The organism is Streptomyces sp. NPDC097981 (assembly GCF_040302565.1).
Classification (GTDB): domain Bacteria; phylum Actinomycetota; class Actinomycetes; order Streptomycetales; family Streptomycetaceae; genus Streptomyces.
On record NZ_JBEORW010000053.1, the window covers coordinates 21370 to 43776 of the forward strand.

At 68.5% G+C, this 22407-nt stretch carries 18 protein-coding genes and 2 pseudogenes; 15 read left to right on the top strand and 5 right to left on the bottom strand.

Features of this window, described 5'->3' with window-relative positions:
• Nucleotides 1-455 precede the first annotated feature (455 nt).
• The 5 genes and pseudogenes from ABTY04_RS34765 (at nucleotide 456) to ABTY04_RS34785 (ending at nucleotide 4053) form a co-directional block, all read left to right on the top strand.
• Complete coding sequence (locus ABTY04_RS34765; protein ID WP_352217442.1) at nucleotides 456-1136, top strand: hypothetical protein; 681 nt, start codon at nucleotides 456-458, stop codon at nucleotides 1134-1136.
• A 16-nt stretch (nucleotides 1137-1152) separates the two neighbouring features.
• Nucleotides 1153-1710, top strand: a complete 558-nt coding sequence (locus ABTY04_RS34770; protein ID WP_352217443.1) for a chymotrypsin family serine protease — start codon at nucleotides 1153-1155, stop codon at nucleotides 1708-1710.
• Nucleotides 1711-1908: 198 nt separating this feature from the next.
• Nucleotides 1909-3108, top strand: coding sequence for a barstar family protein (locus ABTY04_RS34775; RefSeq protein WP_352217444.1), 1200 nt, complete (start codon nucleotides 1909-1911; stop codon nucleotides 3106-3108).
• A gap of 98 nt (nucleotides 3109-3206) precedes the next feature.
• Nucleotides 3207-3494, top strand: a pseudogene (locus ABTY04_RS34780) (HNH endonuclease); the annotation flags it as partial.
• A gap of 295 nt (nucleotides 3495-3789) precedes the next feature.
• Nucleotides 3790-4053 (top strand): DEAD/DEAH box helicase family protein, encoded by a 264-nt coding sequence (locus ABTY04_RS34785; protein ID WP_352217445.1) that lies wholly within the window; start codon nucleotides 3790-3792, stop codon nucleotides 4051-4053.
• Between the two features lie 176 nt (nucleotides 4054-4229).
• Here ABTY04_RS34785 and ABTY04_RS34790 read toward each other — a convergent pair whose 3' ends face one another.
• A complete protein-coding gene (locus tag ABTY04_RS34790) occupies nucleotides 4230-4718 on the bottom strand; it encodes a hypothetical protein (protein WP_352217446.1) in 489 nt (162 codons plus the stop codon).
• Between the two features lie 650 nt (nucleotides 4719-5368).
• On the opposite strand from ABTY04_RS34790, the gene ABTY04_RS34795 reads away from it, so the two are divergent.
• The 6 genes from ABTY04_RS34795 (at nucleotide 5369) to ABTY04_RS34820 (ending at nucleotide 12940) form a co-directional block, all read left to right on the top strand.
• On the top strand, nucleotides 5369-6490 hold the full coding sequence (locus ABTY04_RS34795; protein ID WP_352217447.1) for an RICIN domain-containing protein: 1122 nt from the start codon (nucleotides 5369-5371) through the stop codon (nucleotides 6488-6490).
• A gap of 293 nt (nucleotides 6491-6783) precedes the next feature.
• On the top strand, nucleotides 6784-9564 hold the full coding sequence (locus ABTY04_RS34800; RefSeq protein WP_352217459.1) for an AfsR/SARP family transcriptional regulator: 2781 nt from the start codon (nucleotides 6784-6786) through the stop codon (nucleotides 9562-9564).
• Between the two features lie 157 nt (nucleotides 9565-9721).
• Nucleotides 9722-10315 carry a hypothetical protein gene (locus ABTY04_RS34805; RefSeq protein ID WP_352217448.1) on the top strand — a complete coding sequence of 198 codons (594 nt, stop codon included), beginning with the start codon at nucleotides 9722-9724 and terminating at the stop codon, nucleotides 10313-10315.
• 82 nt (nucleotides 10316-10397) lie between these two features.
• A complete protein-coding gene (locus ABTY04_RS34810) occupies nucleotides 10398-11012 on the top strand; it encodes a hypothetical protein (RefSeq protein WP_352217449.1) in 615 nt (204 codons plus the stop codon).
• A 171-nt stretch (nucleotides 11013-11183) separates the two neighbouring features.
• Nucleotides 11184-11933, top strand: a complete 750-nt coding sequence (locus tag ABTY04_RS34815; protein WP_352217450.1) for a hypothetical protein — start codon at nucleotides 11184-11186, stop codon at nucleotides 11931-11933.
• Nucleotides 11934-12064: 131 nt separating this feature from the next.
• On the top strand, nucleotides 12065-12940 hold the full coding sequence (locus ABTY04_RS34820) for an IS701 family transposase (protein WP_502996779.1): 876 nt from the start codon (nucleotides 12065-12067) through the stop codon (nucleotides 12938-12940).
• On the opposite strand, the pseudogene ABTY04_RS34825 reads toward ABTY04_RS34820, so the two are convergent.
• Nucleotides 12909-13424, bottom strand: a pseudogene (locus ABTY04_RS34825) (endonuclease I family protein); the annotation flags it as partial. The gene ABTY04_RS34820 and the pseudogene ABTY04_RS34825 overlap by 32 nt on opposite strands.
• A gap of 198 nt (nucleotides 13425-13622) precedes the next feature.
• On the opposite strand from ABTY04_RS34825, the gene ABTY04_RS34830 reads away from it, so the two are divergent.
• Entirely contained in the window at nucleotides 13623-14183 is a 561-nt protein-coding gene (locus ABTY04_RS34830) for a YrhB domain-containing protein (RefSeq protein ID WP_352217451.1), read from the top strand.
• 232 nt (nucleotides 14184-14415) lie between these two features.
• Here ABTY04_RS34830 and ABTY04_RS34835 read toward each other — a convergent pair whose 3' ends face one another.
• On the bottom strand, nucleotides 14416-15291 hold the full coding sequence (locus ABTY04_RS34835; protein ID WP_352217452.1) for a hypothetical protein: 876 nt from the start codon (nucleotides 15289-15291) through the stop codon (nucleotides 14416-14418).
• A gap of 270 nt (nucleotides 15292-15561) precedes the next feature.
• On the opposite strand from ABTY04_RS34835, the gene ABTY04_RS34840 reads away from it, so the two are divergent.
• Nucleotides 15562-16032, top strand: a complete 471-nt coding sequence (locus tag ABTY04_RS34840) for a hypothetical protein (RefSeq protein WP_352217453.1) — start codon at nucleotides 15562-15564, stop codon at nucleotides 16030-16032.
• Nucleotides 16033-16068: 36 nt separating this feature from the next.
• Nucleotides 16069-16527 carry a hypothetical protein gene (locus ABTY04_RS34845; protein WP_352217454.1) on the top strand — a complete coding sequence of 153 codons (459 nt, stop codon included), beginning with the start codon at nucleotides 16069-16071 and terminating at the stop codon, nucleotides 16525-16527.
• Between the two features lie 422 nt (nucleotides 16528-16949).
• Here the strand turns inward: ABTY04_RS34845 and ABTY04_RS34850 are convergent, their stop codons facing one another.
• Entirely contained in the window at nucleotides 16950-17735 is a 786-nt protein-coding gene (locus tag ABTY04_RS34850) for a hypothetical protein (protein WP_352217455.1), read from the bottom strand.
• A gap of 403 nt (nucleotides 17736-18138) precedes the next feature.
• Between ABTY04_RS34850 and ABTY04_RS34855 the strand changes: the two genes are divergently transcribed.
• A protein-coding gene (locus tag ABTY04_RS34855; RefSeq protein ID WP_502996780.1) for an IS5 family transposase occupies nucleotides 18139-18938 on the top strand; the annotation gives its coding sequence in 2 pieces (ribosomal slippage) (nucleotides 18139-18487 and nucleotides 18487-18938; 801 coding nt in all).
• A 135-nt stretch (nucleotides 18939-19073) separates the two neighbouring features.
• Here ABTY04_RS34855 and ABTY04_RS34860 read toward each other — a convergent pair.
• Complete coding sequence (locus tag ABTY04_RS34860; RefSeq protein ID WP_352217456.1) at nucleotides 19074-22235, bottom strand: DNRLRE domain-containing protein; 3162 nt, start codon at nucleotides 22233-22235, stop codon at nucleotides 19074-19076.
• Between the last annotated feature and the right edge of the window lie 172 nt (nucleotides 22236-22407).

Below are 22407 nucleotides of genomic sequence, written 5' to 3' on the forward strand. Positions count from 1 at the left end.
GGACATCTGGTCCGATGCGACGGTCTGCCTCACCTACGACTCCGGCATCGGCAAGAACTGCGTGGTGACGGTCCGTCCGGCCGCCGGGGCCCGGGAGGACATGGACGCGTTCATCAAGCTGTCGTCCTCGAACGCTCCCTATTCTCCCACCCGGGGTACTACACCTGGTAGGCCAGGCCCGTGTACCTCTACGCGCCCGGGCAGTACATCGACTGGGGCGGCTCGTACCACGGCGGCACGGGCCAGTCGGACAGCCACTGCCGATAGCGGCGGCGGACCGCGCACTGCGGACAGCGGTCCCCGAGGATCCGAGTACCGTCACGCCGTGCTCCTCTTCCTGTTCCTGAGGCACGGCCCGGCGTGACGATCCAGCAGGTCCGCGAGACAACCAACAACGACCTGGGGAATTCATGAGATGAGGATCGAAGCGCTCCGCTCTGGTGGCGCTCATCGCGATGACCGCGCCATCGGGGGGACTGGTGGCGGCGGGCAAACCCGTGGCGCCTTCCGAGACGAAGCCGACGGGGGTCAGCGCCGCGGCGCTCAAGCGTCAGCACGCACTGGACGAACTGGCCTACAAGATCACGAACAACCTTCCGGAGGACGAGCGCCACCGCATTCCCGGATACGCCGGCCTGGTGGTCGACCCTGAGGGAGGCCGCCTCAGCCTGTACTGGAAGGGCGAGCTTCCCGCGAAGGTCCGGAACCTCGCGAACCGTTCCGGCAAGGGCCTCTCCGTCGTCACGAAACAGGCCTCCTGCTCGGCTGCGGAGGTAGTCGAGGCGAGGGAGAAGCTCGCCGCCGCCACCGATGCCGGCCGCCTGCCCATCGACGGCACCCACCGGTGGCACACCCTGTCCGTCGCACCCGACGGCTCGGGGCTCGAACTCGGCTTCGCCCTTGAGCCGGGGCTCGCCCCCGCACAGGCGACCGCCGCGATGTGCACGGTCTCGACGGAGGCGATGAAGATCACGGGCGGAGTGAAGGTCCTGGCCTCCCCCGCGCCCGCACCCGCGACGACCTCCCGCCAGGACGACTGGGCACCTTGGTGGGCGGTGCCGGGCTCAAGACGCCCCACAACTCCTACTGCTCCACGGGATTCAGCGTTTGGCGCGATGGTGAGCCACACATGCTGACGCGGCGCATTGCGGAATGTCCGGCGTCTACACGGACCGCCAAGGCGAGTGGATCGGGGATGTCGCGATGGCCCACCCCGAGAGCGACGTCACCGTCCTCAACATCTTCAGCGGTGGGATCAGCCCGCACTACTACGACGGAGACTGGACCACGAACTCCGGCAAGCACATCGCGCGGGCGAACATCAACAACAACGGCGACTACGTCTGCACATCCGGGGCCATGTCCGGGGTCCACTGCAACAACCAGGTATACAACGACAACACCTGGTACAAGCCAGACAGCCTCGACTACGTCATCAAGCCCGTCATCAAGGCCAAACGGACGAATCTCACCGAGCCGGCGTCCGTCTCCGGCGACAGCGGCGGCCCCGTCGTCACCACCGCGGACGGAACCTGCGGCCACGGCATGGAGGCCCGCGACACCATCAGCGGTGGTGGCGGCGACTACGTGGTCTGCGACCCCAACGGCGTCGCCGAACCGAACAACCCCAACATCAAGTGCCACACGGACGTCTTCTATTCGCCGATCATGCCGACCTTGACGGTCTTCGGCCTGGCGATTGCGATCTGATCCCCCATTTCACAGCTCCCACGGGACCGGATCGGCCGGCATCAGCGGCGCGATCCGGTCCCGCATCACGCCACGCGCACCGCTTTGCGCAACGGCCAACAGGCCATCGGCGGAACTCGTCAAAACGAGAGATGACTGCCCCCTTCCATCGGGCCGGGGAACGCAGCTCCGTATCGTTGACCCGCCAAGTTGGTTCAAATGTTCGGAGGCTTCGTGCAGGTCGAGGACCATGCCACGTGGGATCACACCTTTCCGGTCAGATACCTTCTGACCCGCCAGGATGCTGACCTTGATGTCGACTTCTGGGGGCGGTGCGCCGATGTCGAGGGACTGTTCGCCGACCCGGTGCCGCCGCCACGTGAACTCCTGACTCTGCGTGGGTGCACGCCAGCAGGCCCATGGCGGGATGTGCTCGCCTTTCCCGACGAGGCCACGCGGTCTTTGGGCAATCTGGACGTTGACATCTCGGATGAGGAGGGCCCCCAGTTCGCGTGGACCCTGGTGGACACGGTCGTTATCTCGCACTCGCCCAACGCGACCGATCCGGACCTCGTCGACGTCGTCGTCGGCACTGGCGTGATCGAACACAGCGAGGTCTGGCCCGGCGCCGGCCCCGGCACCATGCCTGCCGCTCCACGCTTCGCAATAACAGAAGAGGACTACAGGGGCGGGCCTGTCGGGGAATGTCTCGGCATCGACGGCCTCGTCGCCCCGCGCAAGGTCCGCCCGGACATCCCCTTGCAGCTGATTGGGTGCGAGCCCGGCGAGCGGCTGCTCGCTGCCTTGCGCAACCCGCAAGTCTGGGCCCAGGAGTGGGGGGTATTGGTGGCACTGGACCGGTTCGGGCGGGAGATGGGGTCCCACTGGGTCCGTCTGGAGATCGCCCATGTCGGTCCGTCCGTGCTGGGCGGGTCCCTGGTCGACATCACACTCGCAGACGGCGGGGACGACGATCGACCCTCGCTGGGTGCCCGACGGATCTGGGAGACCTGGTACCAGGGCTTCCCAACGACACCCAACCAGTGGGCCTCACTAGACACGCGGGGCCGAGCTGAGTGGCTCCACCTGATACGCCCTCATCCAGGCGGCGAGCCGGATCGCACCGGGGGAACTCATCACCTTGAGGGACGATTTATCACCGACAGGCCCGGCCTCTATTGCGCGCTGGGCGAAGCGCTCATCGGTCCCGGCCGCTGGTTCGGCCGAGGGCTCGACGATCTCAAATACTGCCTGGACGGCCAACGCGGCGTCATAGGGCCCTTCACCTTGATCTGGCACGACGCCGACATCGCTCGCCATGCATTGAACTTCACCCTCGACCACGGCGGAAAGCTCACCTACTTCGAGGAAGCCGTGCAACTCCTCGAGAGCCGCGGCGTCACCGTTATCCTCCGGTGAATCCACCGACCACGTGGCGAAGCCAACCCGAACCAACCTGATGGGGCCACTGAACCAGCCATACGAATACCGCGCGGTTTGAATGACGCTCCCCGCCGGCTGGGGCCAGCGCCTGGACCGCGAAGCGGCGTGAGGCGTACGCGAACGACCAGGACCAGCTGTCCTCGCTCGTGGCGGTGACCGCCCGCTCGAACCGCTCGAAGGCCGACCAGGATCCAGCCGAGTGGCTGCCGCCGGCGCCGGACGCCCTGTGCCGGTATGGCGCGGAGTGGACGGCGACCAAGCTCCGCTGGGGTCTGGCCGCGGACAGTGCGGAGCGCGAGCACCTGCTGGACATCGCGGCCGGCTACGGCGGCACGGAGGTGGAGTTCACCCCGGCCCCGTGACCGAGCGCCCTACGGCCTGAAGGGTCCTCACCTCGTTTCCGGGGTGGGGCCCTTCTGCTTTGGCCGTGACCGCAGGGAGTTGGAAAAGTCGGGTTCGTCGTGTGACGGGTGCCTCACTGAAGGGGCTTGCGGGGTTTGGAGGCTGTTGGTGTAGCAGGTGCGCGAGGCTCGCTCATATGGGTTCTGAACTGTCGTTTTAACGGCCTTGCGTGGCTTACCCCTTCGTGTTCGACAGTGCGGATCACGTCTCCGGTCGGAGGCGTGATCCGCGTTTCCGCACGAGGAGTGATCTGTCATGAGCGCGTCAGAACTGCATGAAGAGCCGGCGAACGAGGAGTCCGGGCGGGAGTCGGCCGGGTCTGCCGGGGAGTCGGCCCCGCGCCGACGGTCCGGCCGCCTGGTGGTGGGCCGGGTGGCCCAGGAGCTTGCCGTCGAGGCGGCGCGGGCGGTGGTGTCGGCCTGGGCGCCGGAGTGGGTGTGGGCGGTGTCGGCCGTGGCCGTGCTCGCGAAGGCCGCCGTACGGCTGCGCTGGGGCCGGGGCAGGCGCACGCGCGGCTAGCTGGGCGTCGGGGCCCTTCGGGGCCCCGACGAGGACAGGGGGCGCCTGTTGTTCCCGGCGGTCGCGGGTGGATGGAGCTGCCTGAGGGGCGCCGAGCAGCCGGTCACCGTGCGGACCTGGGCCGGTTACGTGGTGGCGGCGCGGGCGGAAGCTTCGTGCTTGATCTGCAAGAGAGCCTAGGTCATGAGGTTGCAGAGGGCGAAGACCCTCTTGGGGTCGTCTGATTCCTGCAGCGCGGTGAGCGCGGTGAGCGCGGTGAGCGCGGTGACGGCGGCGAGGTGGGTGGCGTCGAAGCTGCGGTTGGTGGCGGTGATGGCTGACTTGAGCAGTTGTTCCTCGGTGTCGCCGGTCAGGGTGTCGGCGTGATGCAGGAGGAAGTCGACCGCGACCCGGATCAGGGTGTTGTCGGTGATGATCTCGTCCCGCTCCTGGCGGTCGCGGGCGACCTGCCGGCGCAGGGCGGCCAGGGAGCGCAGCTGGTCCCGGCGCAGACGCGTTTCCTTGCGGTCCAGGGTTGCCCACCGCGGCTGTTGCTCGGGGATCTCTGCCGGGGCCGAGGCAGGGGCCGGTACGTCGGCAGCGGGCTCTGGCGCTTTGGTGGGGGCAGGCGTGCGCTTGGAGCTCGCTGCGCGGTGGAGCTGGTGTACGCGGCCGGAGTGGGGCATGGGGCCTCCCCGGAAGCGGGTGCCGGGTTCCCGGGGAGGAAGTCGGGGCCCGGCACCCGGGGAGCCGGGGGACGGCTCGGTGCATCGTCAACCCCAACGGTCGGGGTGCTGAAACGTCACGGCGCCAACATGATGCGGAGGTCATGAACCAGGACCGCGTTGCCCCCTCGACTTTGACCAGGTGGTGAGGCTCGGGTGGTTGGCCCTGGTCGCCTCCGTGGACGTCGGCTACGAGAGGCAGGGTGCCTCGCGGTCTGCCACCGTCGCAATCCGCGCCCGGCGGTACGTGTGGCTGCCACGTGTCGATGTCGTGTGGTTCGTGGGCGTGAGCGGGACGTCAGCGAAACGTGAGCGGTGGGCTGGAGGATGCGGGGGCGTAGGTGAGCGGGCCGGATGTGCTGACCGGGCCCAGTGCTCGCTCACACGCCTCACTTTCGCGAAGCGTCCACTCGGTGGATGAAGGACAAGGCTGTCCACTCGGCGTCAACGCAGGAAATCTTGAGCGGCATATTTATGGAGGGTTTGGGTTGAGGGCATTTAGATTGCTTCGCACACGGAGAGAGAGGAGGGGGCTTTCCCTGTGGGCGGCGCTCGCAGGGGTTCTCGCACTGCTCGTGGGGGTGCCGACCACTCCTGCACACGCCTTGGACATGCCGCCGGAAACCTTCAGTATGGCTACCTATAATTCCCAAGGAGCCAAATGGAGCGAAGTTGAGGTCCTGAGCCGGACGAACTTCATTGTCGCGGTCCAGGAGACCGGGGCCGATCCGGCCTTGCAAATGACCCATCAGGCAGATTATCGAGTCAACGGGTTCCGGGTCAGGCATTACCTCTGGCGAACCAGTCAGGGGCAACGTCATGTCTACTACTTGAATCCGTTCTCGGACCGCCAGATGAACCTGGCGATAGTCACGGTCCAGCCTGCGGACAGGGTCCTCGTCGCTCCAGGTCTTGGTCGGAACGAACCGGGCGAAAGCGCACGCCCGGCGCTGGGAGTACTCTTCGGCTCGCATGCCATCTTCAGCGTGCACGCCCTGTCCACCAGGACCGGCACGGGAGGCAGGGATGTTCCCGTCCTGCTGAACAGTATTCGGCAGGAGGCGGGTATCGTCCACGCAAACTGGTACGCAATGGGTGATTTCAACCGGGAACCGGAATCGCTGGACAGCGTCGCCAGGGACATGCATGCGTCCATCTACCGGTCGGGCAATCCCACACATCAGAGCGGGCACGAACTGGACTACATGGTCGCATCCCGCGATATTCGGAACTACCGCGCCGAAAGGCTGCCAGGCAGGGGCTCAGACCACTATCCGGTTCAGTTCCAGCTCCGGAACACCACCGACTCCTTCGCCCTGACCAGTCTCAGCAACGGCGGCCGGGTCGTGGACGTCGACGCCGGATCGGACGCCAACGGCGCGCACGTCATCACCTATGACGACTGGCACGGCAAGAATCAGTCATGGCGTACGAGGACCACAGGCGATACGTTCACCCTCCGCAACGCGAAGTCCGGCAAGTGCATCGACGCGTCCGGCGGTCCCGGAGCCGGAAGCGGGAACTATCTCAACCAATGGGACTGCCAGAATCAGCAGACCCAGGTCTGGCGGGCACAAATCGATCCTGTCGAGAAGGGTGTCGTCACCCTCGTGAACGTGTACACCGGCCTGTGCATGGACGTACTGGGCAACGGAACGGCCAACGGCAGCTGGCTCGGCCTGTTCAAGTGCACCGGGGCCCAGAACCAGAAGTTCCTGTTCAGTCCGCGGTGATCGCAGCGTCTCAACCCACTCAACCGGCGTAGCCGGTGATGCGCTACGTATGCCGGCTGTCCGAGCGGAGGATGCGTTGTCCGTGTTACTACGGGCCGGAACGCTCCCGGCCGGCAGTTGCGCCAACGGGTGAGCCCGTGCAGCGGTGGGCCGGACAGCCCGGCCCACCGCTGCACCTCCAGAGGCACCCGCCGCGATCGTGATCACGCACGTCCTCGCCGGCCGGCCGGACCCCCGAAGTCGTGCTCCCGCACCGGATACCCTGAGTCCTTTGCGCGGGAGGCATGGGGCAGATGGAATTCCGGTTGCTCGGAGCGGTGTCGGTCGTCACCGAGGCAGGTGTGCTGGCGCTCGGTCCCGTCAAACGGCGCAGTCTGCTGGCCGCCCTGCTGCTGCGCCCCAACTATCCGGTGCTGGTCGATCAGCTGACGGCCGCTCTGTGGGAGGACGAGCCGCCGCCGAGAGCCCGCGGCGTCATTCAGGGGCATGTGTCGCAGCTGCGGACCTTGCTGGCCAGTGCCGACGCCGGCGAGTACGGCGTTGAGTTGATCACCCAGGGCGCGGCGTACGTCCTGCGGATGCCGCGAGAGTGGCTCGACGCGCACCGCTTCGAGGAAATGGTGGCCCGGGCCCGCAGCCTGCGCAGCCCGGCCGAGGCCGTGGCGATGTACCGGGAGGCGCTGTCGCTGTGGCGGGGGCCCGCGCTGGCCGACGTCTGCCCGAGCCCACCGCTTCAGGCCGCCGCGCAGGCGTTGGAGGAGCTGCGGCTGACTTCGGTGGAGCAGCTGGCGGCGGGTTACGCGCAGTTGGGCGAGTATGCCCGGACCGCCGCTGTCCTGCGCGCCGAGGCGGTTGCCCATCCGCTGCGCGAGTCGCTGTCCGCCGCCCTCATAGGGGCGCTCCAGAGGGCGGGGCGTCGCTCGGAGGCGCTCGACTGGTTTCATCGCACCCGGCGGTTGCTCGCCGACGAGCTGGGCGTGGACCCGGGCCGGGAACTGGCGGACGCCTACACATCGGTCTTGCGCGGCGGGGAAGGGGATACGGCGGAGGCCACCGCAGGGGGCATGACGAAGGTCGCCGCCGCGGTTCCGGGTTCGTGCCCGGCCACCACGACGAACGCCTCGCTCCCTGCCCCCGTCCCGGGTGCTGTTCCCCGTACCGGCGCGCCCGATTTGCTGCCGCGCGCGCCGCGCGGCTTCCACGGGCGGGAGGCGGAACTCGGCGCCCTGTCCCGGGCCGCCGCGGGCGAGGCACCCGTCTGTCTGGTCACCGGGCCCGCCGGGGTAGGGAAGACGGCCCTCGTGCTGCAGTGGGCCCACCACGGCCGTGCCGGGTTCCCCGACGGGCTGCTCTACGCCGACCTGCGCGGCTTCGGCGACACGGGCGAGCCGGCCCTGATGGAGGTGCTGCGCGAGTTCCTGTCGGCGCTCGGCGTCGTACAGCGCCGGATACCGGAGTCGGCGAGTGGCGCGGCCGCGCTGTTCCGGTCGCTCGCCGCCGACCGTCAGCTGCTCGTGGTGCTGGACAACGCGCGGGACTCCGAGCAGATCAGACCGCTCCTGCCGGGCGGTCCCCGTTGCGTCACCGTCGTCACCAGCAGGCACCAGTTGCCGGGGCTGATCGTCACCGACGCCGCCCGGCCCATACCCGTGGACGTGCTCGGGCCGGAGGACGGAACGGCGCTCCTCGCCGAGGTGCTCGGCAGGGAACGGGTGCTCGCGGAGCCGGTGGCCGCGCGACGGCTGGCCGAGCTGTGCGGCGGGCTGCCGCTCGCGCTCCGAGTGGCCGCCGCCAGGCTGGCGCAACGGCCCGGTCGGTCGCTGGGCGCGATGGCCGCCGAGCTGTCCGACGAGACGCGTCGGCTGAGCCTGCTGGACGTGGAGGACACCGGGGTGCGGGCGGCTCTGCGCCTGACGCTGCAACAGCTCCCCGGGCATGTCTCCCGTCAGTTCGCCCATCTCGGCCGTCACCCGGGAACGCACGTCGACCGGTACGCGGCGGCGGCCCTGGCGGGCACGGACCCGGCGGCCGCCGAGACGGCCCTGGAGCGGCTGGCCGTCGCGCACCTGGTCACGGAGACGGCGCCCGGCCTCTGGACGTTGCACGATCTCGTACGGCTCTACGCGCGCGGCCTGGACTCCGGGCCCGATGCGCTCAAGCGCGTGCTCGACCACTACATCGCCACGGCCCTCGCGGCTGTGGCGGCGGCGGAGCCCGGCAACGAGGAGTGCTTCCCGATGCCGGCGGATTTCCTGCCGCCCGCCGCTGTACGGGAGTTCGGCGACCGATCCGTCGCCGTGGCCTGGTACGCGGCCGAGAGGGACGACCTCACGCTGGCGGTGGCCGCCGCGCGCGACGCCGGACTGCACGGCAGGACCTGGCGGATCGTCCTGACGCTGTGGCCGCTGATCGTGTGGCGCGTGCGGGACGGATGGGTCCCGCTCCTGGAGACCGGGCTCGAAGCGGCACGGGCCGACGCCGAGCAGCACGGCGAGTCGCGGCTGCTGAACGTGCTCGGCTGGGTACTGATCGAGGAAGGGCGCATCGCGGAGGCGCTCACTCGCCTCAAGGCCGCCTCCATGCTCGCCTCCCGGGCGGGCGACCTGAACGCCGAGGCGAACGCGCTGATCGTCCTGGCCGTGGCGCAAGCGGCGCTCGGCGACCTGGACCAGGCCGCGGAGGTCTGCGAGCGGGCGGTGGAGCTGGCGCGCGAGGCCGGCGACCGGACCATCGAGAGACTGGCCCTGCAGCACCTCGCCCGGCATCGGGTCGACGCCGGGGAATGGCGCTCGGCCCTCGACACCGCGACCGAGGCCCTCGCCTTCGACGACCGGGCGGGTACGGCCGACGTGCCCCGGATACTGCTGCTCATGGTGAGGGGAGAGGCGCTGCTGGGGCTCGGGGACAAGGCCGAGGGCATCCGGCAGCTCGACTTGGCGGCCCGGGAAGCGGAGTCGTCCGGCTACGACGATGGCGTGGTCCGGGCACTCGGTGCGCTGCTGCGGGTGTCGGCGGACGAGGGGTTCCGGGCGCGGTACGACGCGGCGCTGGAGAGGCTCACGGCCCGCCCGTGATCGTGCGTCGGCGCGACCGGCGGCTCGGGACCGGAGCGCCGTTGGACGTGAGCGGGGCATCAGCCGCATTTGAGCGGGACATAGCGGGCCCGGCAAGGCTAAGCACCTCGCGGGGAACGCACCGCGAGATCCGCACATTTCCCCAGGGAGCCCGGTCATGCGTACCTCTCGTATTCGCACCACCGCGGCGGCCGCCGCGGCCGCCACTGCCGCGCTGACTCTGGCATTGACCGCCGTCGGTGGTGCCATGGCCGCTACCGGCGGCGCCGGCGGCACGGACGGGACGGTGCCCCGCGCTATGGCCCACCAGGAGGGCTCCGTGACCGTCAAGCCCACCCCCATGCCCACCCCCAAGCCGAAACCCACCAGGTCGTACCCCGAGCAGCCCAGGGCGACCTCCGCCCCGTCGTACCCCGGCCACCCCGCTCACACCCCGGGGGCCGTCGCCGCCAAGGTCGCCGCCAAGCCGGCCGCCGACGTCCGCCAGTGCGACGGCACGGAGATGTCCTACTCCGTGCTGCACCGCTTTCCGGGGGAGCGGGGCGAGCACCTGCTCATCACCGCGAAGAACACCGACGCCAAGCCGTGCTGGGCCACGTCGTACCCGTCCATCATGCGGCCGCCTGGCCGCAGTTCCAGTTCCCTCGCCGGCGGTCTGGCCCCCTGCCCCCGACCGGGTGGGCGGTCACGGGCGTTCGCGGGGCGGGGGCGGAGGTCCGCACTCCGCAACAACGGGATCCCGGCCCGGTGACGAACCGCGTCCGGCCGTCGCCCCGGCTGGATCTGGGGGGTTACGGTGCGGCGACGCCGGAATCCGGGAGAGGGAGAAGACCATGAGAGCGGTTCGGAGACAGGCGGCCATGGCCGCCCTGGCGGTGTGCGGCGTGCTGGCGCTCACCGCCTGTCAGAACGACGACGACCTGGCCGCGCCGGACGCGAAGCCCACCGCGGCCGCACCGGCCCCGCCCACCGCCACGGCCCCGCCCACCGCCGGCGCCACGGTCGCCGTGCCGGCCCCCTCGAAGACCGGCGCGGCGCCCAAGCCCTCGGCGACCGCCACCCCGGCGGGGAAGAATCCACCCGCCCCGGCCCCGCCCCCCGCGCCGTCCTGCGGCGCCGACCACAGGATGCCGGTCTCGCCCGACACGATCGCCGTGCACCGCTACACGCCCGAAGGCGGTATGACCAGTCTCATCGTCCAGCACGGCACGTACGGTTGCCCCGGGCGCTTCGAACCGTCGGGCGCGTGGACGTACATCCCGATCTCGGAGACCGCCAAGATCACCGCGACGGCACCGATCCTCCCCTCGGAGGTGATGGGCAAGCCCATCTCCACCAGCGAGCTGACCGGGTGGCTGGACACCCACCCGGACAAGGGCCTGCCCTTCCGCTACCACCTGAACGCGGCGGGGGTCATCGACACCCTCGACGAGATCTACGTCAAGTAGCACGCCGAGCGCACCCGGGCTGCTACCAGATGGAGTCGACCCACTCCGGGTGGTCGATGAACGGGTTGCGGTTGTGCTCTCGACTTTCGCAGTTTTCGCAGGGTCGCTCGGGTGGGTGTGACTGCTGGCGTTCGGGTCCTGGGTGCTTGGCGTTGGCCGTAGGGTGCGGCTGTGGATGAGCTGCTTGTTGCGCGGGTGCGGTTCCTTGATCAGCAGGGTCGGTCGGCGAAGGCGATCGCCAGGGCGGTGGGAGTGAGCGCCTCAGACGTTGTCGGGGTGCTGAACGGCGCGGTCGCGGCCTCGGGGCCGGGTCGTGGCGAGCCTCGTTGCTGGGTGAACGCCGGCTGGAGTCGGAGTGTGGATCTTGAGGGTGCGCCGCAGTGGGCGGGCCTTGATCCCGGGGCCTTTGACGCGGAGGAGGTACGCGGCCTGATCGCGGTACTTGTCGCCGCGGACAGCACGCGTTCCACGAAGGCGCAGGTCGCGGGGTTCTTGCTGGATGTGTGGTGTCTGGGGGTGAAGAACGTGCTCGCCCCGGAGCCGATGGGTGAGAGTCGGCTGGTCGGGCACCGGGGGCTCTATTTCAGCGCCTTCGAGGGGCATGTGCAGGTTCCGGCCGACCTCGCCCGCGCTCTGGTGTTCGGGGCCGACGCCTACGCGCGCGGCTTCGGGTTCGAACCCGATTGCGAGCTCGCTGAGGAGTTCACGCAGGCTGCCGTGCTGCTGGGCGAACCTGCGGGCCCCAGCTCGATCGGCTTTGGCCGGGACGGCAAGCCCTTCTTCGTCAACGGCCCCTACGACGATCCCGAGGCGGTGTTGAGGATGCTGCGGGGCGCGGTCGGCGACGACGGCTTCCACTTCGAGGTTGCCTTCCCCGAGCAGCCGTCGCGGCGGCGTGGTTTGTTCGGACCGCGCTGGTAGCGGTCGGGGGCGCGGGAGGCGGACAGCAGCTCCCACCCGGGCGGGTGACGGGCCGGTTGTTCGCGCCCGTGGCGGGCCGGAGCGTCGGCAGCATCGGCGTTGTGGCGACCACGCCCGGGGAGGGGAAGCCGATGCCCGTGAGTGTGACGGTGCCGGCGTCGTTGCTGGCGGTGCTGGGGAAGCTGCGTGTGTTCACCACGCCGGGATTCACGACGTTCACCGCGATGGTGACGGGGCTGGTCGCGCAGACCGGGGCCGGCACGGTGACCGGGATGCTGACCGGGGCGGGCCTGGCCCGCGCCTGGCCGCACGACCGGGCCCATGCCTTCTTCTCCCGGACGCGCTGGAACGTCAACATCCTGGGGATCGTCTTGGCCCGTCTGATCGTCAGAACGCTGCTGGCGCACGGCGCGGCGATCACGGTCGCGGTCGACGACACTTTGTTCAAGCGGAGCGGGAAGAAGGTATTCGGTGCCGCGTGGCAGCACGACGGCGCCGCCAGGGGCCCGAAACCGGTCGGGCGCGGAACGTGCTTCGTGGTCGTCGGGATCATCGTGGAACTGCCGTTCCTCACCCGGCCGGTGTGCCTGCCGGTGATGGCCCGGCTGTGGCGGCCCAAGACCGGACCATCCAAGGTCGAACTGGCCGCGTCGATGGTGAAACTGCTGGCCGTGTGCCTGAACCAGCCCCTGCACGTGGTGGCCGACGCCGCCTACCACGGCAGGGCCCTGCGCCACCTGCCCGAGGCGATCACCCTCACCACCCGGCTGCCGGCCAGCGCCGTGCTCTTCGGCCTCGCACCAGCGCCGACCAGGAAGCGCGGCCGCCCCCGCCTCAAGGGCGCCAGGCTCGGCACGCCCGACGAACTCGCGGAGACCGCCACCTTCACGACCACGCGCGTCGCCCGGTACGGCCGCACCGACCAAGTCCACATCGCCGAGGTCCCCTGCCTTTGGTACGGCTCCTTCCACACCCAGACCGGGTGTGCTGGTAGGTGTCGAATATGACCTGGTTGCGGCGCTGCTCGAAGGCATCCGGCGGGTCCATCTGGTTCCACTGCTTCAGCAGGCTGATCCGGCCGAAGAGGGGGGCGGTGCCGTTGGTGACCTTGTCGTTCATCTCCAGGCCCGGGAAGCCGTCGCCGCCGTCGTAGCGCACGGCCATGTAGAGCAGCATGCGCGCGACGTCGCCCTTGACCGCGTCGCACGGCTCGAAGGAGTCGGAGTCGGTGAAGCTTCCGGGGGCCTCGGCGACCGGGCTGCCGCCCATGCCGAAGTCCTTGTTGCCGCGGGTGCTGTTGACCGTGACGTCCTCGGGGCGCAGGTGGTGCAGGTCCGTGCCCGGGCCGGTGGCCGTGCCGAAGTCGCCGTGGCTCTTGGCCCAGACGTGCTCGCGGTTCCAGTCGTTGGCGCCGCCGCCGTTGGTGTTCTTGGACTGGGAGCGGCCCGAGTAGACCAGGATGACGTTGTTCGGGTTGGCGGGGTCCTGGTCGCCGCTACATCCTCACGGTCCCGCCCCGCCACCAACGCGGCCACCACCCGCAACCGAAGGGCCTCCTACGCCGACGGCGACAGATGCCGCGCGTCACCTACCAGATCACTCACACCCTACCAACGACCCAGAACCCGAACTATTTCGGATCAATAGAACTTGCTGGCCAGCTTCTGATCTACAGCTGATGCTGCACACGTGATCGAGCGAGAGACCGCAGTCCGTATCGTCGAGGAAGAGCTGGTCCGAGAGAACCAGAAGTGGGCGGCTCTGGGCGTGGAGCCACTGCGCACAACAGTGCTGGAGGTAAGGGAACACGAGCTGGTGTGGAAGGTCTACTGGCAGTCCGAGGAGTACGCGCGCACCCGGAACCCCGGCTCCATGTTGATCGGTCACGGCCCTTACCTGGTCGACCGCATCGACGGAGGGCTGCACCAAATTGGGGCTGTCTCCGAGAGAGTCGGAGGCTGGGAGGCTGACTACCGTGTTCGCATCCGCGGGCTGGCCATCCGCACTCCTGTGGACGATCTACACGATGAGATACGCGAAGCCGCCGCCGTATTGGGGCGCATTCGTGCGGTGCCCATCCTGCGCCAGAGGCTGCCGTTGCTCTCTCCATCGCAGGCCCTTGAGTACGTGAGTGCGTTGCTGCACGGGGATGCCCCAGCGCGCCTCGTGGATGTCGCCGTTGAACAACTCATCGAACCCATGAACTCTGTACTCGCCGTGCGGACCATCCGTCAGGGAAAGCTCGACTAGCGGATCTGTCGATCACTCTTCCTCGCCATGAAGCCGTGGCCGTATGACTGCATCGTCAGCGGGGTCGGGGACCACAGGCCACTTCCCCGGCCGGGGAGCGCGCATGCGGCTGGTGTCGCCCTGGGTGGTTATCTGCATGCCTGAGTGCGGGCCCGCCGCTGAATCTGAATTCGTCATGTCGGTGCGGGTGGGCGGAGTATTCGGCTGGCGGGGCCAGCCATACGCGGCGGACTCAGGCTCGTGGGGGTGCCAGCCATCGTTCTGCACGGTTCTTTTTGTCGGGGTCTCCGGAGTGGCGGGCGTGTGCGAGTAGGCGGGCGCGCAGTGGTTCGGGCAGGCGGGCGACGTCCCGTTTCTGGCGGGGGCGGGTCTTCCAGCCCACCAGATGCCGCACGGTCCCGGCGTCGTGTCGCTCTCCAGCCCGCGGGTCGGCCAGGGCGGCGAGCAGGTCGGCGATCGGTACCCTGCCGAGCAGCTCGCCGGGCACGCCCTCGTGGAGGGGGTAGCCGGAGCAGCGCCCGCTGCCGGATCCGTACCAGTCGAGCAGGGCAAGCACCCGCTCCACCGGGTCGGGGAGCGCCAGCTGCAGCCGGTTCGTGAGTTCCGCGAGCAGTTCAGGGGAGGCCGCGCCGCCGGTCCGGGAGAGGCCGAGGATCCGGCCTGCGGTCCCCTCCAGTCCGGTGGGCATCGCGGCCAGCCAGTTGCGCTGCTCTGCGGCTTGCTCCTGCGCCCGTAGCCGGTCGGCTTCGAACTGCTGCAGTGGACCTGGCATTCCGTGCCCGTCGAGCCAGTCCAGCAGCAGGCGGCCGTCAGCGAGGACCGCGTCACCGTCCCACTGCCCCCACCTCAATGTCGCCCCGTGGTGCAGCACGACGACTGCGAGCCGCCCACCGTCCCGGTCGAACAACTCGAAGCGGACATCCCCGAGGCACATGCAGTGGATCCCGGGCAGCGAATCCACGGCCATCGCCGTCCTGAGCTGCGCCGACTCCGCCGGATCGCAGAGATCCACCTGGATCTCCCCATCCATCCCGAGCTCGCCGACCGAGCCCACCCGGACCACGTGCGCCTGCTGCAGCACACTGTCCAGTGCGGTCCTCGCGTCCATGAACCGATCCTCCGTCCGGGCCCCAGTCCTCCGCCGCGCAGCCCGCCCCGATTCCACCGCAGCTCCCGATCGCCCCGCAACCCGGCTCCCCGTGCCCATCATCGTGCCGAGGTCGGCGGGCGCGGCGAGTTGGGCGTGGTCGGAGGTCTCGCTCCTGCCCCGGTACCGCGTCTCTGGCGGTGACCGAACCTCGTTCAGGAGAGCATGATCGGGCCCCAGATGGACCCGAGGCTGGGCCGGCTACCCGGCGGCAGGACCCAGATTGAGATCATGGAATTCGATGACCGATCCCGGCTGATACCAGTCGGCAAGCCCACGGAGATCCTCCGAGTGACAGAAGGAGATTCCGGCGTAGTGGTCACCTGGGCCCCGGGCGATACCACGGTCCGGTGGAGTGGCCCGGCGGGGTGCGCCGAGAAGTCGTACGACCGTCCGCCGCAGGATGTCATGGCGTGGCGGGAGTACGATGAGACGCTGGTCGTGGTGGTGGAAGCCATCAACACTGCACCGTTCACCCCGTCGGATAATGCGGTGGTCTTCTGGGCGGACGGCTCGGAGCGGTTCCGGCTGAATCCGCCGCGCGGCCTGGTGTGCACGCCGAGCGATGTGCACGGCTTCTACCTCGCTGTGCCGCAGGACGGCCGACCGCTCTTGATCATGGTCACGCGGAATGCGGGTGATTTCCAGGGCCGCATCGACCTGGAGACCGGCGAGATCGTGGACACCAACACCTGGCGGTGAGCTGCACTGGTGCCGCTTGCCTGGAACCATGCGGCAGTGACCATCGCTATAGCCTTCTTCATCGCACCCGACGATGCCACGGCCGCCGCAACGCGAAACCGCGGTCCCGGACATGTACTGCCATCAGTGGTCTGCAAGGACTTCTACCCAGATGACGCCGTGGTCGAATGGGAGATGTACTTCGAGGCTCCCTCCCCTGACCTCCCGTCCCAGGAAGAACTCAACCGGCGTTCTTGGCCCCACTACGTCGCGGATGTCGTCAACGACGGCTCGGGGGTCTTTGCCGTCTCCGAACAGTTGACCTATGCCCTCGCCGAAGCGACACTCAGCCAGCTGCGCGGGCTCTCGGCCCGCTGGACTGCAAGGCTCTGGGTTGAGGACGGCGACGAGATGACCGACGACAACCCCCTGGCCGTCCTCACCGGTGTAGCCGGCTTGGCGCAAGAAGCTGTTGGCAGCGGTGGCGGCCTCAGGCTCTACTGCCGGCACTGCTGACCGCGTCGGGGGTACGGAACGCCTTCGCACACACCACCACCACCGCCATGTCCGCCCTCCCGCCCGAGAAGCGCACCTGAGCCTGCTCATGCTCCTCAATAAGATCAAGGCCTGACCCCGGGCCCGTAGGTACCCCAGAGTGGCTTTGTTTACTTCTAGGGGTTCTGGCTCAGGTTCTGTGATCTGGCCACGGTGAGTAACGGCGGAGACAGTGACAGGTGTTGGCGAGGTCGCCCGAAAATGGCTGTCCGTCCGGGTGGTTGGGCTGACAGTTCGGAGCCGTGGATGACCTTGCAGTTCGGTTGAAGGATCTGCTGTTCCCCGTCGGTGGCGGACGTGGTGGTGCTGTCGGTGGACGTGAACATCGCGATAGTGCGCGTTGACGTCCAGGGCTCGGCGGTAGGCGCGTCGTGGCGGTGTGTTCAGTGCGTGGCGGTGTTGCGGAGTGTGAGGGCGAGTTGCGCGGCGTCGGGGAGGGTGGTCGGGTGCACGATCCGGACCGCGGCGAAGGTGGTGGCGTCGCTCCAGGCGCACATGGCCTGGTCGCCGTCAGGGCCCTGGGCAAGGCCGCAGCTGAGGCCTCCGCCGTACGGGCCCGGCTCGAAGCGGGTTACGTCGTGGGCTTTCGCGCCGGCGAAGAAGTCGCGGAACTCCTGCGTGATCGACTTGGTGGCCTTCTCGTTGACGATCTTGGGGTCCCACTCCGCGCTGCGGACGGAGACGAGCAGGTCGAAATCGTCGTCCCCGTCCTTGTCGTAGAAGCCGGTCTTCCAACCCTCAGGCAGCTTGCGGCCCGCCAGCATCGCGGCCTCGGTCCGAGCGGCGGCCTCACCGGTCATCAGCTGGAAGTCCGCGAAGCTGTCCGGCAGGACGACGGAACGCGGCGTGCCCGCCGGCGCACCCTGGCCCTCGGGAACGGGCCCGGTCGCTACCGACTCGGAGGCCCGGGGCTCGGGGTTGTATGAGGCCGCGGCCTTCACCCCCGCGCCTCCCGCGATCAGCACTGTCACACCGACGATGAGCAGGCGCCGCTTCCTCTCCTCGCGCAGGGTCCCGGCGGGATCGCCGCCTGCCGGGGTCGACGGTGTGCGCCAGGAGCGGGTGAGGCGCCAGAGCAGCACGATGGCGACAATGGCGACGGACAGGACTCCGACCACCTGACCGATGGCGTAACTCTGTGAGGTGGTGTCCACGGATGCGGTGATCATGTCGGCATCGTATGTGTGATCGAAATCCTCGTGGATCACGATTCGGCACCCCCGGCTGATCTCAGTCGGACCCTTCTAGGAGAGCGTCAAGTGGCAGCAGAGGATCTCGACGTCGTAGTCACGGCGCGCCGTCGCCCGCCTCCAGGACACGACTCCCTCACTGGCGATCGGCACGGTCCGTGCGGCCCGCGAGGCGATGGTGTCCTGGGATGCGATCGGTACGGCCCTGGGCTGCACACGCCAGTCGGCCCACGAACGCTACGCCCGCCACATGTCGGACTGACCACCCCACGCTCGGCGATGCCCGTGACGATCTGGGGCTGCAGAGGACGGCCATGAAGCTGCTCGCGGTTAAGACGTCATCTCATTTGGGTGACTGGGTAGGCTGTCGGTCGTGACGGGGATCGTTGAGCGGCTGGTGCCGGATGAGTTGTGGGTGCTGTTCCAGCGGGTGGTGCCGGAGGCGCCATCGCGGCCTCAGGGTGGTGGTCGGCGCCGGCACGGTGACCGGGAAGTGCTCGCCGCGATCGTGTTCGTGGCCACGTCGGGCTGCACTTGGCAACAGCTGCCTACGGCTTCGTTCGGGCCATCGGGGGCGACCGCTCACCGGCGCTTTTCCGAGTGGAGCAAGGCCAGGGTGTGGGCCAAGCTCCACCGTCTGGTGCTCGACGAGCTCGGTGCTCGAGGTGAGCTGGACTGGTCGCGCTGTGCGATCGACTCGGTGAACATGCGGGCCCTGAAAAGGGGGAGCTGACGGGTCCGAATCCTGTCGATCGGGGCAAGTTCGGTTCGAAGATCCACTTGATTACGGAGCGGACCGGTCTGCCCCTGTCCGTCGGAATCTCGGGCGCGAACCTGCACGACAGCCAGGCCCTCGAGCCTCTCGTCCGCGGCATACCGCCCATCCGCTCCCGCCGCGGGCGCCGACGTCGCAAGCCCGGCAAGCTCCACGCGGGCAAGGGCTACGACTATGCCCACCTGCGCAAATGGTTACGCGAACGGGGTATCAAGCACCGCATAGCCCGCAGGGGCATCGAGTCTTCGCAGCGGCTCGGCCGTCACCGATGGGTCGTCGAACGCACCATGGCCTGGCTCGCCGGCTGCCGCCGCCTCCACCGCCGCTACGAACGCAAAGCCGAACACTTCCTCGCCTTCACCAGCATCGCCTGCACCCTCATCTGCTACCGCAGACTCACCAAATGAGATGACCTCTAAGAAGTGGTCCTCCGGGATTGAAAGGGAGCGGGGGAGCGTCGGTTGTCGCGGCAGCTGTACGGCGCCCGGCCAGGAGGTCTTGGCCGGGCGCCGTCATGGGCGTTGCTGTTGGCTTTGTGGGAGTTAACCGATGGCGAGGAAGGTGTTCCAGCCGTCCTCGTCGCGGCCGGCCGCTGCTCCGAGCGCGGAGGCTCCGCCCCAGAAGAGCCACTGGTTTCCGAGTGTGTCCACGGACCAGACATCCGGGATGCCGTCTCCGTTGGTGTCCGGCGATCCGAGGAGCATGGGAACTTCGGCGCGGCTCCAGCCGGTCGTGGCGTACGTGCTGTCCGCGCCGCCTTCGGACTTGGCCGCGGACTCGAGCGAGGTGAGGTCCACGCCGCCGTTCGTCCCCGCCTTGCCCTTGCGCAGGACGAGTCCGCGGTCGTGGTTGGCGTCATCTCGGAAGAGGAGGTCGGGGATCTTGTCGCCGTTGACGTCGCGTACGCCGACGATGTCGCGGGGCGCCCAGTTGGCGGCCATCTTCTTGTACGAGACGAAGCTCGATCCCGTGTAGCCGGAGAAGGCCCAGAAGCCGCCGGCCGTGTCGATGGCGAAGAAGTCCGGGAGACCGTCTCCGGTCACGTCTTCGGTGGCGACGATCTGGCGGAACGTCGCGGGGTCGGGTGCGCTCGCGGGGAGGAGGACCTCCATGCGGCGGCTGATGTCGAACTGGCCTGTGCCGATCCCTGGGTAGACGTACAGCTTGCCGTCGGGCATCCGGGCCACGAGGTCGGTGAGACCGTCACCCGGGTACCAGTCGGTGGAGTGGGCGATGAGGGCCGACTTGCCGGTCACCGGGTCCTTCCAGTAGCCCGCGGGGGCAGGCCCGCCGTTGTCGACGGCACCGGGGAGGTAGGCGTCGGTGTCGCCCTTCTCGTCGCCGGCGTAGGTGCGCAGGTTGCCGTCCTTGTCGATGGCGAGGATGTCGGGGTGCCGGTCGCCGCTGACGTCGCCGGGGCCGTCCTGGCCTGCCTTGGGCTTGACGTAGAAGAGGTACGCGGTGTGTGGGGAGATGTTCCCCGCCTTGCTGACGGTTCGGATGTAGAGGGTGTTGGGGCCGGTGGTGTCGACCTGGAGCTTGAGGGTGGCCAGGTCACCGCTGGTCGGTGTGGCCTTCTGGTCGAACAGGGGTCGGTTCAGGCTCCACTGGTACTCGCGGATTTCCTCGGCCTTGGCGCCGCTGCCACGAACGTCGACCGCTTGGTCCTTCGTCCCGGCGTACTCGACGCTCCATTCGGGGGGCGGCGGGAACTGGACGGAGCTGACGGTAGGAGCGGGCGGGGCGACGTGGTCGACGGTGAACGTGCACCAGCCGCTGCTGCCGGAGTCCAGGGGACCACTGCCGGTTGATCCCAAGTTGTCTTTGTCAACTGTGCGGGAGAGCCAGTAGTACTTGCGACCCGAGGTGAACTTGTCCCAGGGGACTTCCGCGGTGACCACGCCGTCACTGTTGGGCGTGGGCGTTTGGTTGTAGATCTGCTGTCCGCTGGCGGCGTCCCACACCTCGATCTGGACGGTCTTGAGGGTTTCGACGCCGTCGCGGTCATTGGCCTTGACCTGGAAGGTCACGTTGGTCTTGCCGATGCTGGTTCCGGCCCCGCTGGTCAGGCACGGGCCGCCGGGGAAGGTCTGCATGTTCGCGGCGATCGGGATGTCCGGCGGGTGGTTGTAGACGATGTCGACGTACGGGGCGGTCTCGCCGTTGGCGATGAACTTCTTCCAGTAGTACGAGTCCGACTCGTTCGGGGCGGCGAAGCCCAGCGACAGCGCGCCCCAACCGCTGTTCGCGGCGTCGGTGACCAGTCCCTTGATGTCGGGGGCGATCCAGTTGTCAGGGCAGGAGCTGTTGTAGCCATAGCCCGCCATCTCTGTGGCGACCTTCCGGTTCCAGTAGGCGCCGGTGTTGGTGTTGTTCCACGTACTCGACGAGGTGATGTACGGGGTCGAGTAGATGTCCATCGCCTTGCGGTCACAGGACCACGAGTACGTTTGTAGGGCGTAGACGGCGGCCGACTCGATGGCAGCACCGTACAGCTCGCCGCCGAAGTCAAAATTGAAAATAGACCGGGATGTGCCGCCTGTCGTGGACTCGTATCCCACACGGGCTTCGTTGGTGCCGCTCGCGTTGTAGTTCTGCCCGTTGTAGAAGCTGGAGTTTCCCTCCGTCTTGTACAGCAGTGTCCAAGCGTGCTTGTGTCCCTTGAAGGAGGGGTCAACGAAGACCGGGTAGACGGTTTCCGGTGCGTTGAGCAGTGAGCCGTCTGGTGTCAGGGAAAGTACTCCGTCGGCCAGCGCGGCCTTTGCGACCTTTACGCGGGCGCCCTCCGCGCCCGCCAGCCCGGGCAGGCCCAGGGCGGGGTGCTGCTTGGAGAGCTCGGTCGCCTTCCAGGCCGGCTCGTTGTCGGTGGTAGTGACCTTGCCGGAGGAGTCCCACATCAGTGGGGACGGGGAGCCCGCTATCTCCTCGCCAGTGTCGTTGCGTGCGCTGACCGCGCCCGACTCGGAATCCAGCTGAAACGTCAGGTCGGGCGAAGCCAGCCGGTACTTCAGCTCACCCAGCAGGGGGTCGGCTGCAGCCTGCTTGTCCTTGATCACCAGGACGTGGGAGTAGCCGCCGTCCTGAGCCGTCAGCAGCAGGTCTATGCCGGGACGGACGTTCTCATACAGCGCCCGGGATCCGTCGATGACCGGCTCGGGCAGGGCTCCGGGCCAGCTCACCACGAGATCGTGGCCGTCCGTGTTCATGCGCACGAGGTCGGTCCAGGCCGTACCGGGCGTGTCCTGCGTCAACGACGCCCGCGTCAGAGACGCCCGCGTCAGAGACGCCCGCGTCACCCCTCGCGAAGCACGCTTGGTGCCGGCGCTGAAGACGGTTCGGCCGTTGACCGCCTTGGCAGCGAAACCGCCCTCCACCCGCTCCAGGCGGGTGTCGATCGGCTTCCACTGCCCGTCCACCTTCGCCCGGATGGCGGCGGAGTACACCTTCTTCCGGAACGAGCCTCCCGGCTGGGCCCAGGTGGTGGTGTTTGCGCTGCGCTCGGCCGTGACCTCGACTTCCTTGCCGCTCTCGTCAGCCAGCCTCCGGGCCTGCGGTGCGGCGATGTTCGCCTCGTCGCGGGTCCCCTGCGTCGTGGGCCGTCCCGCCCCGAGGTGCACGCCAACTGGTACCGCGACGGCGACCGCGAGCAGTGCGGCCAGGCCGCTCAGGCTCCGGCGGCGCCGGAACCAAGGGCGCGGAGGCACAACAACTGCATCACTTTCAGCGGCTGTTGGTGGACTCGGGTCCACGGATTCGCTGACAGACATGACTGTACTTCTCCCCCCTCAGGGCGCGGATTTCCGCGACCCTCGGCACTCACGCGTCATTGTTGGCTGCTCGCCCGAAAGATGAACGGCGAGCTCCCCGCCCGCCTTT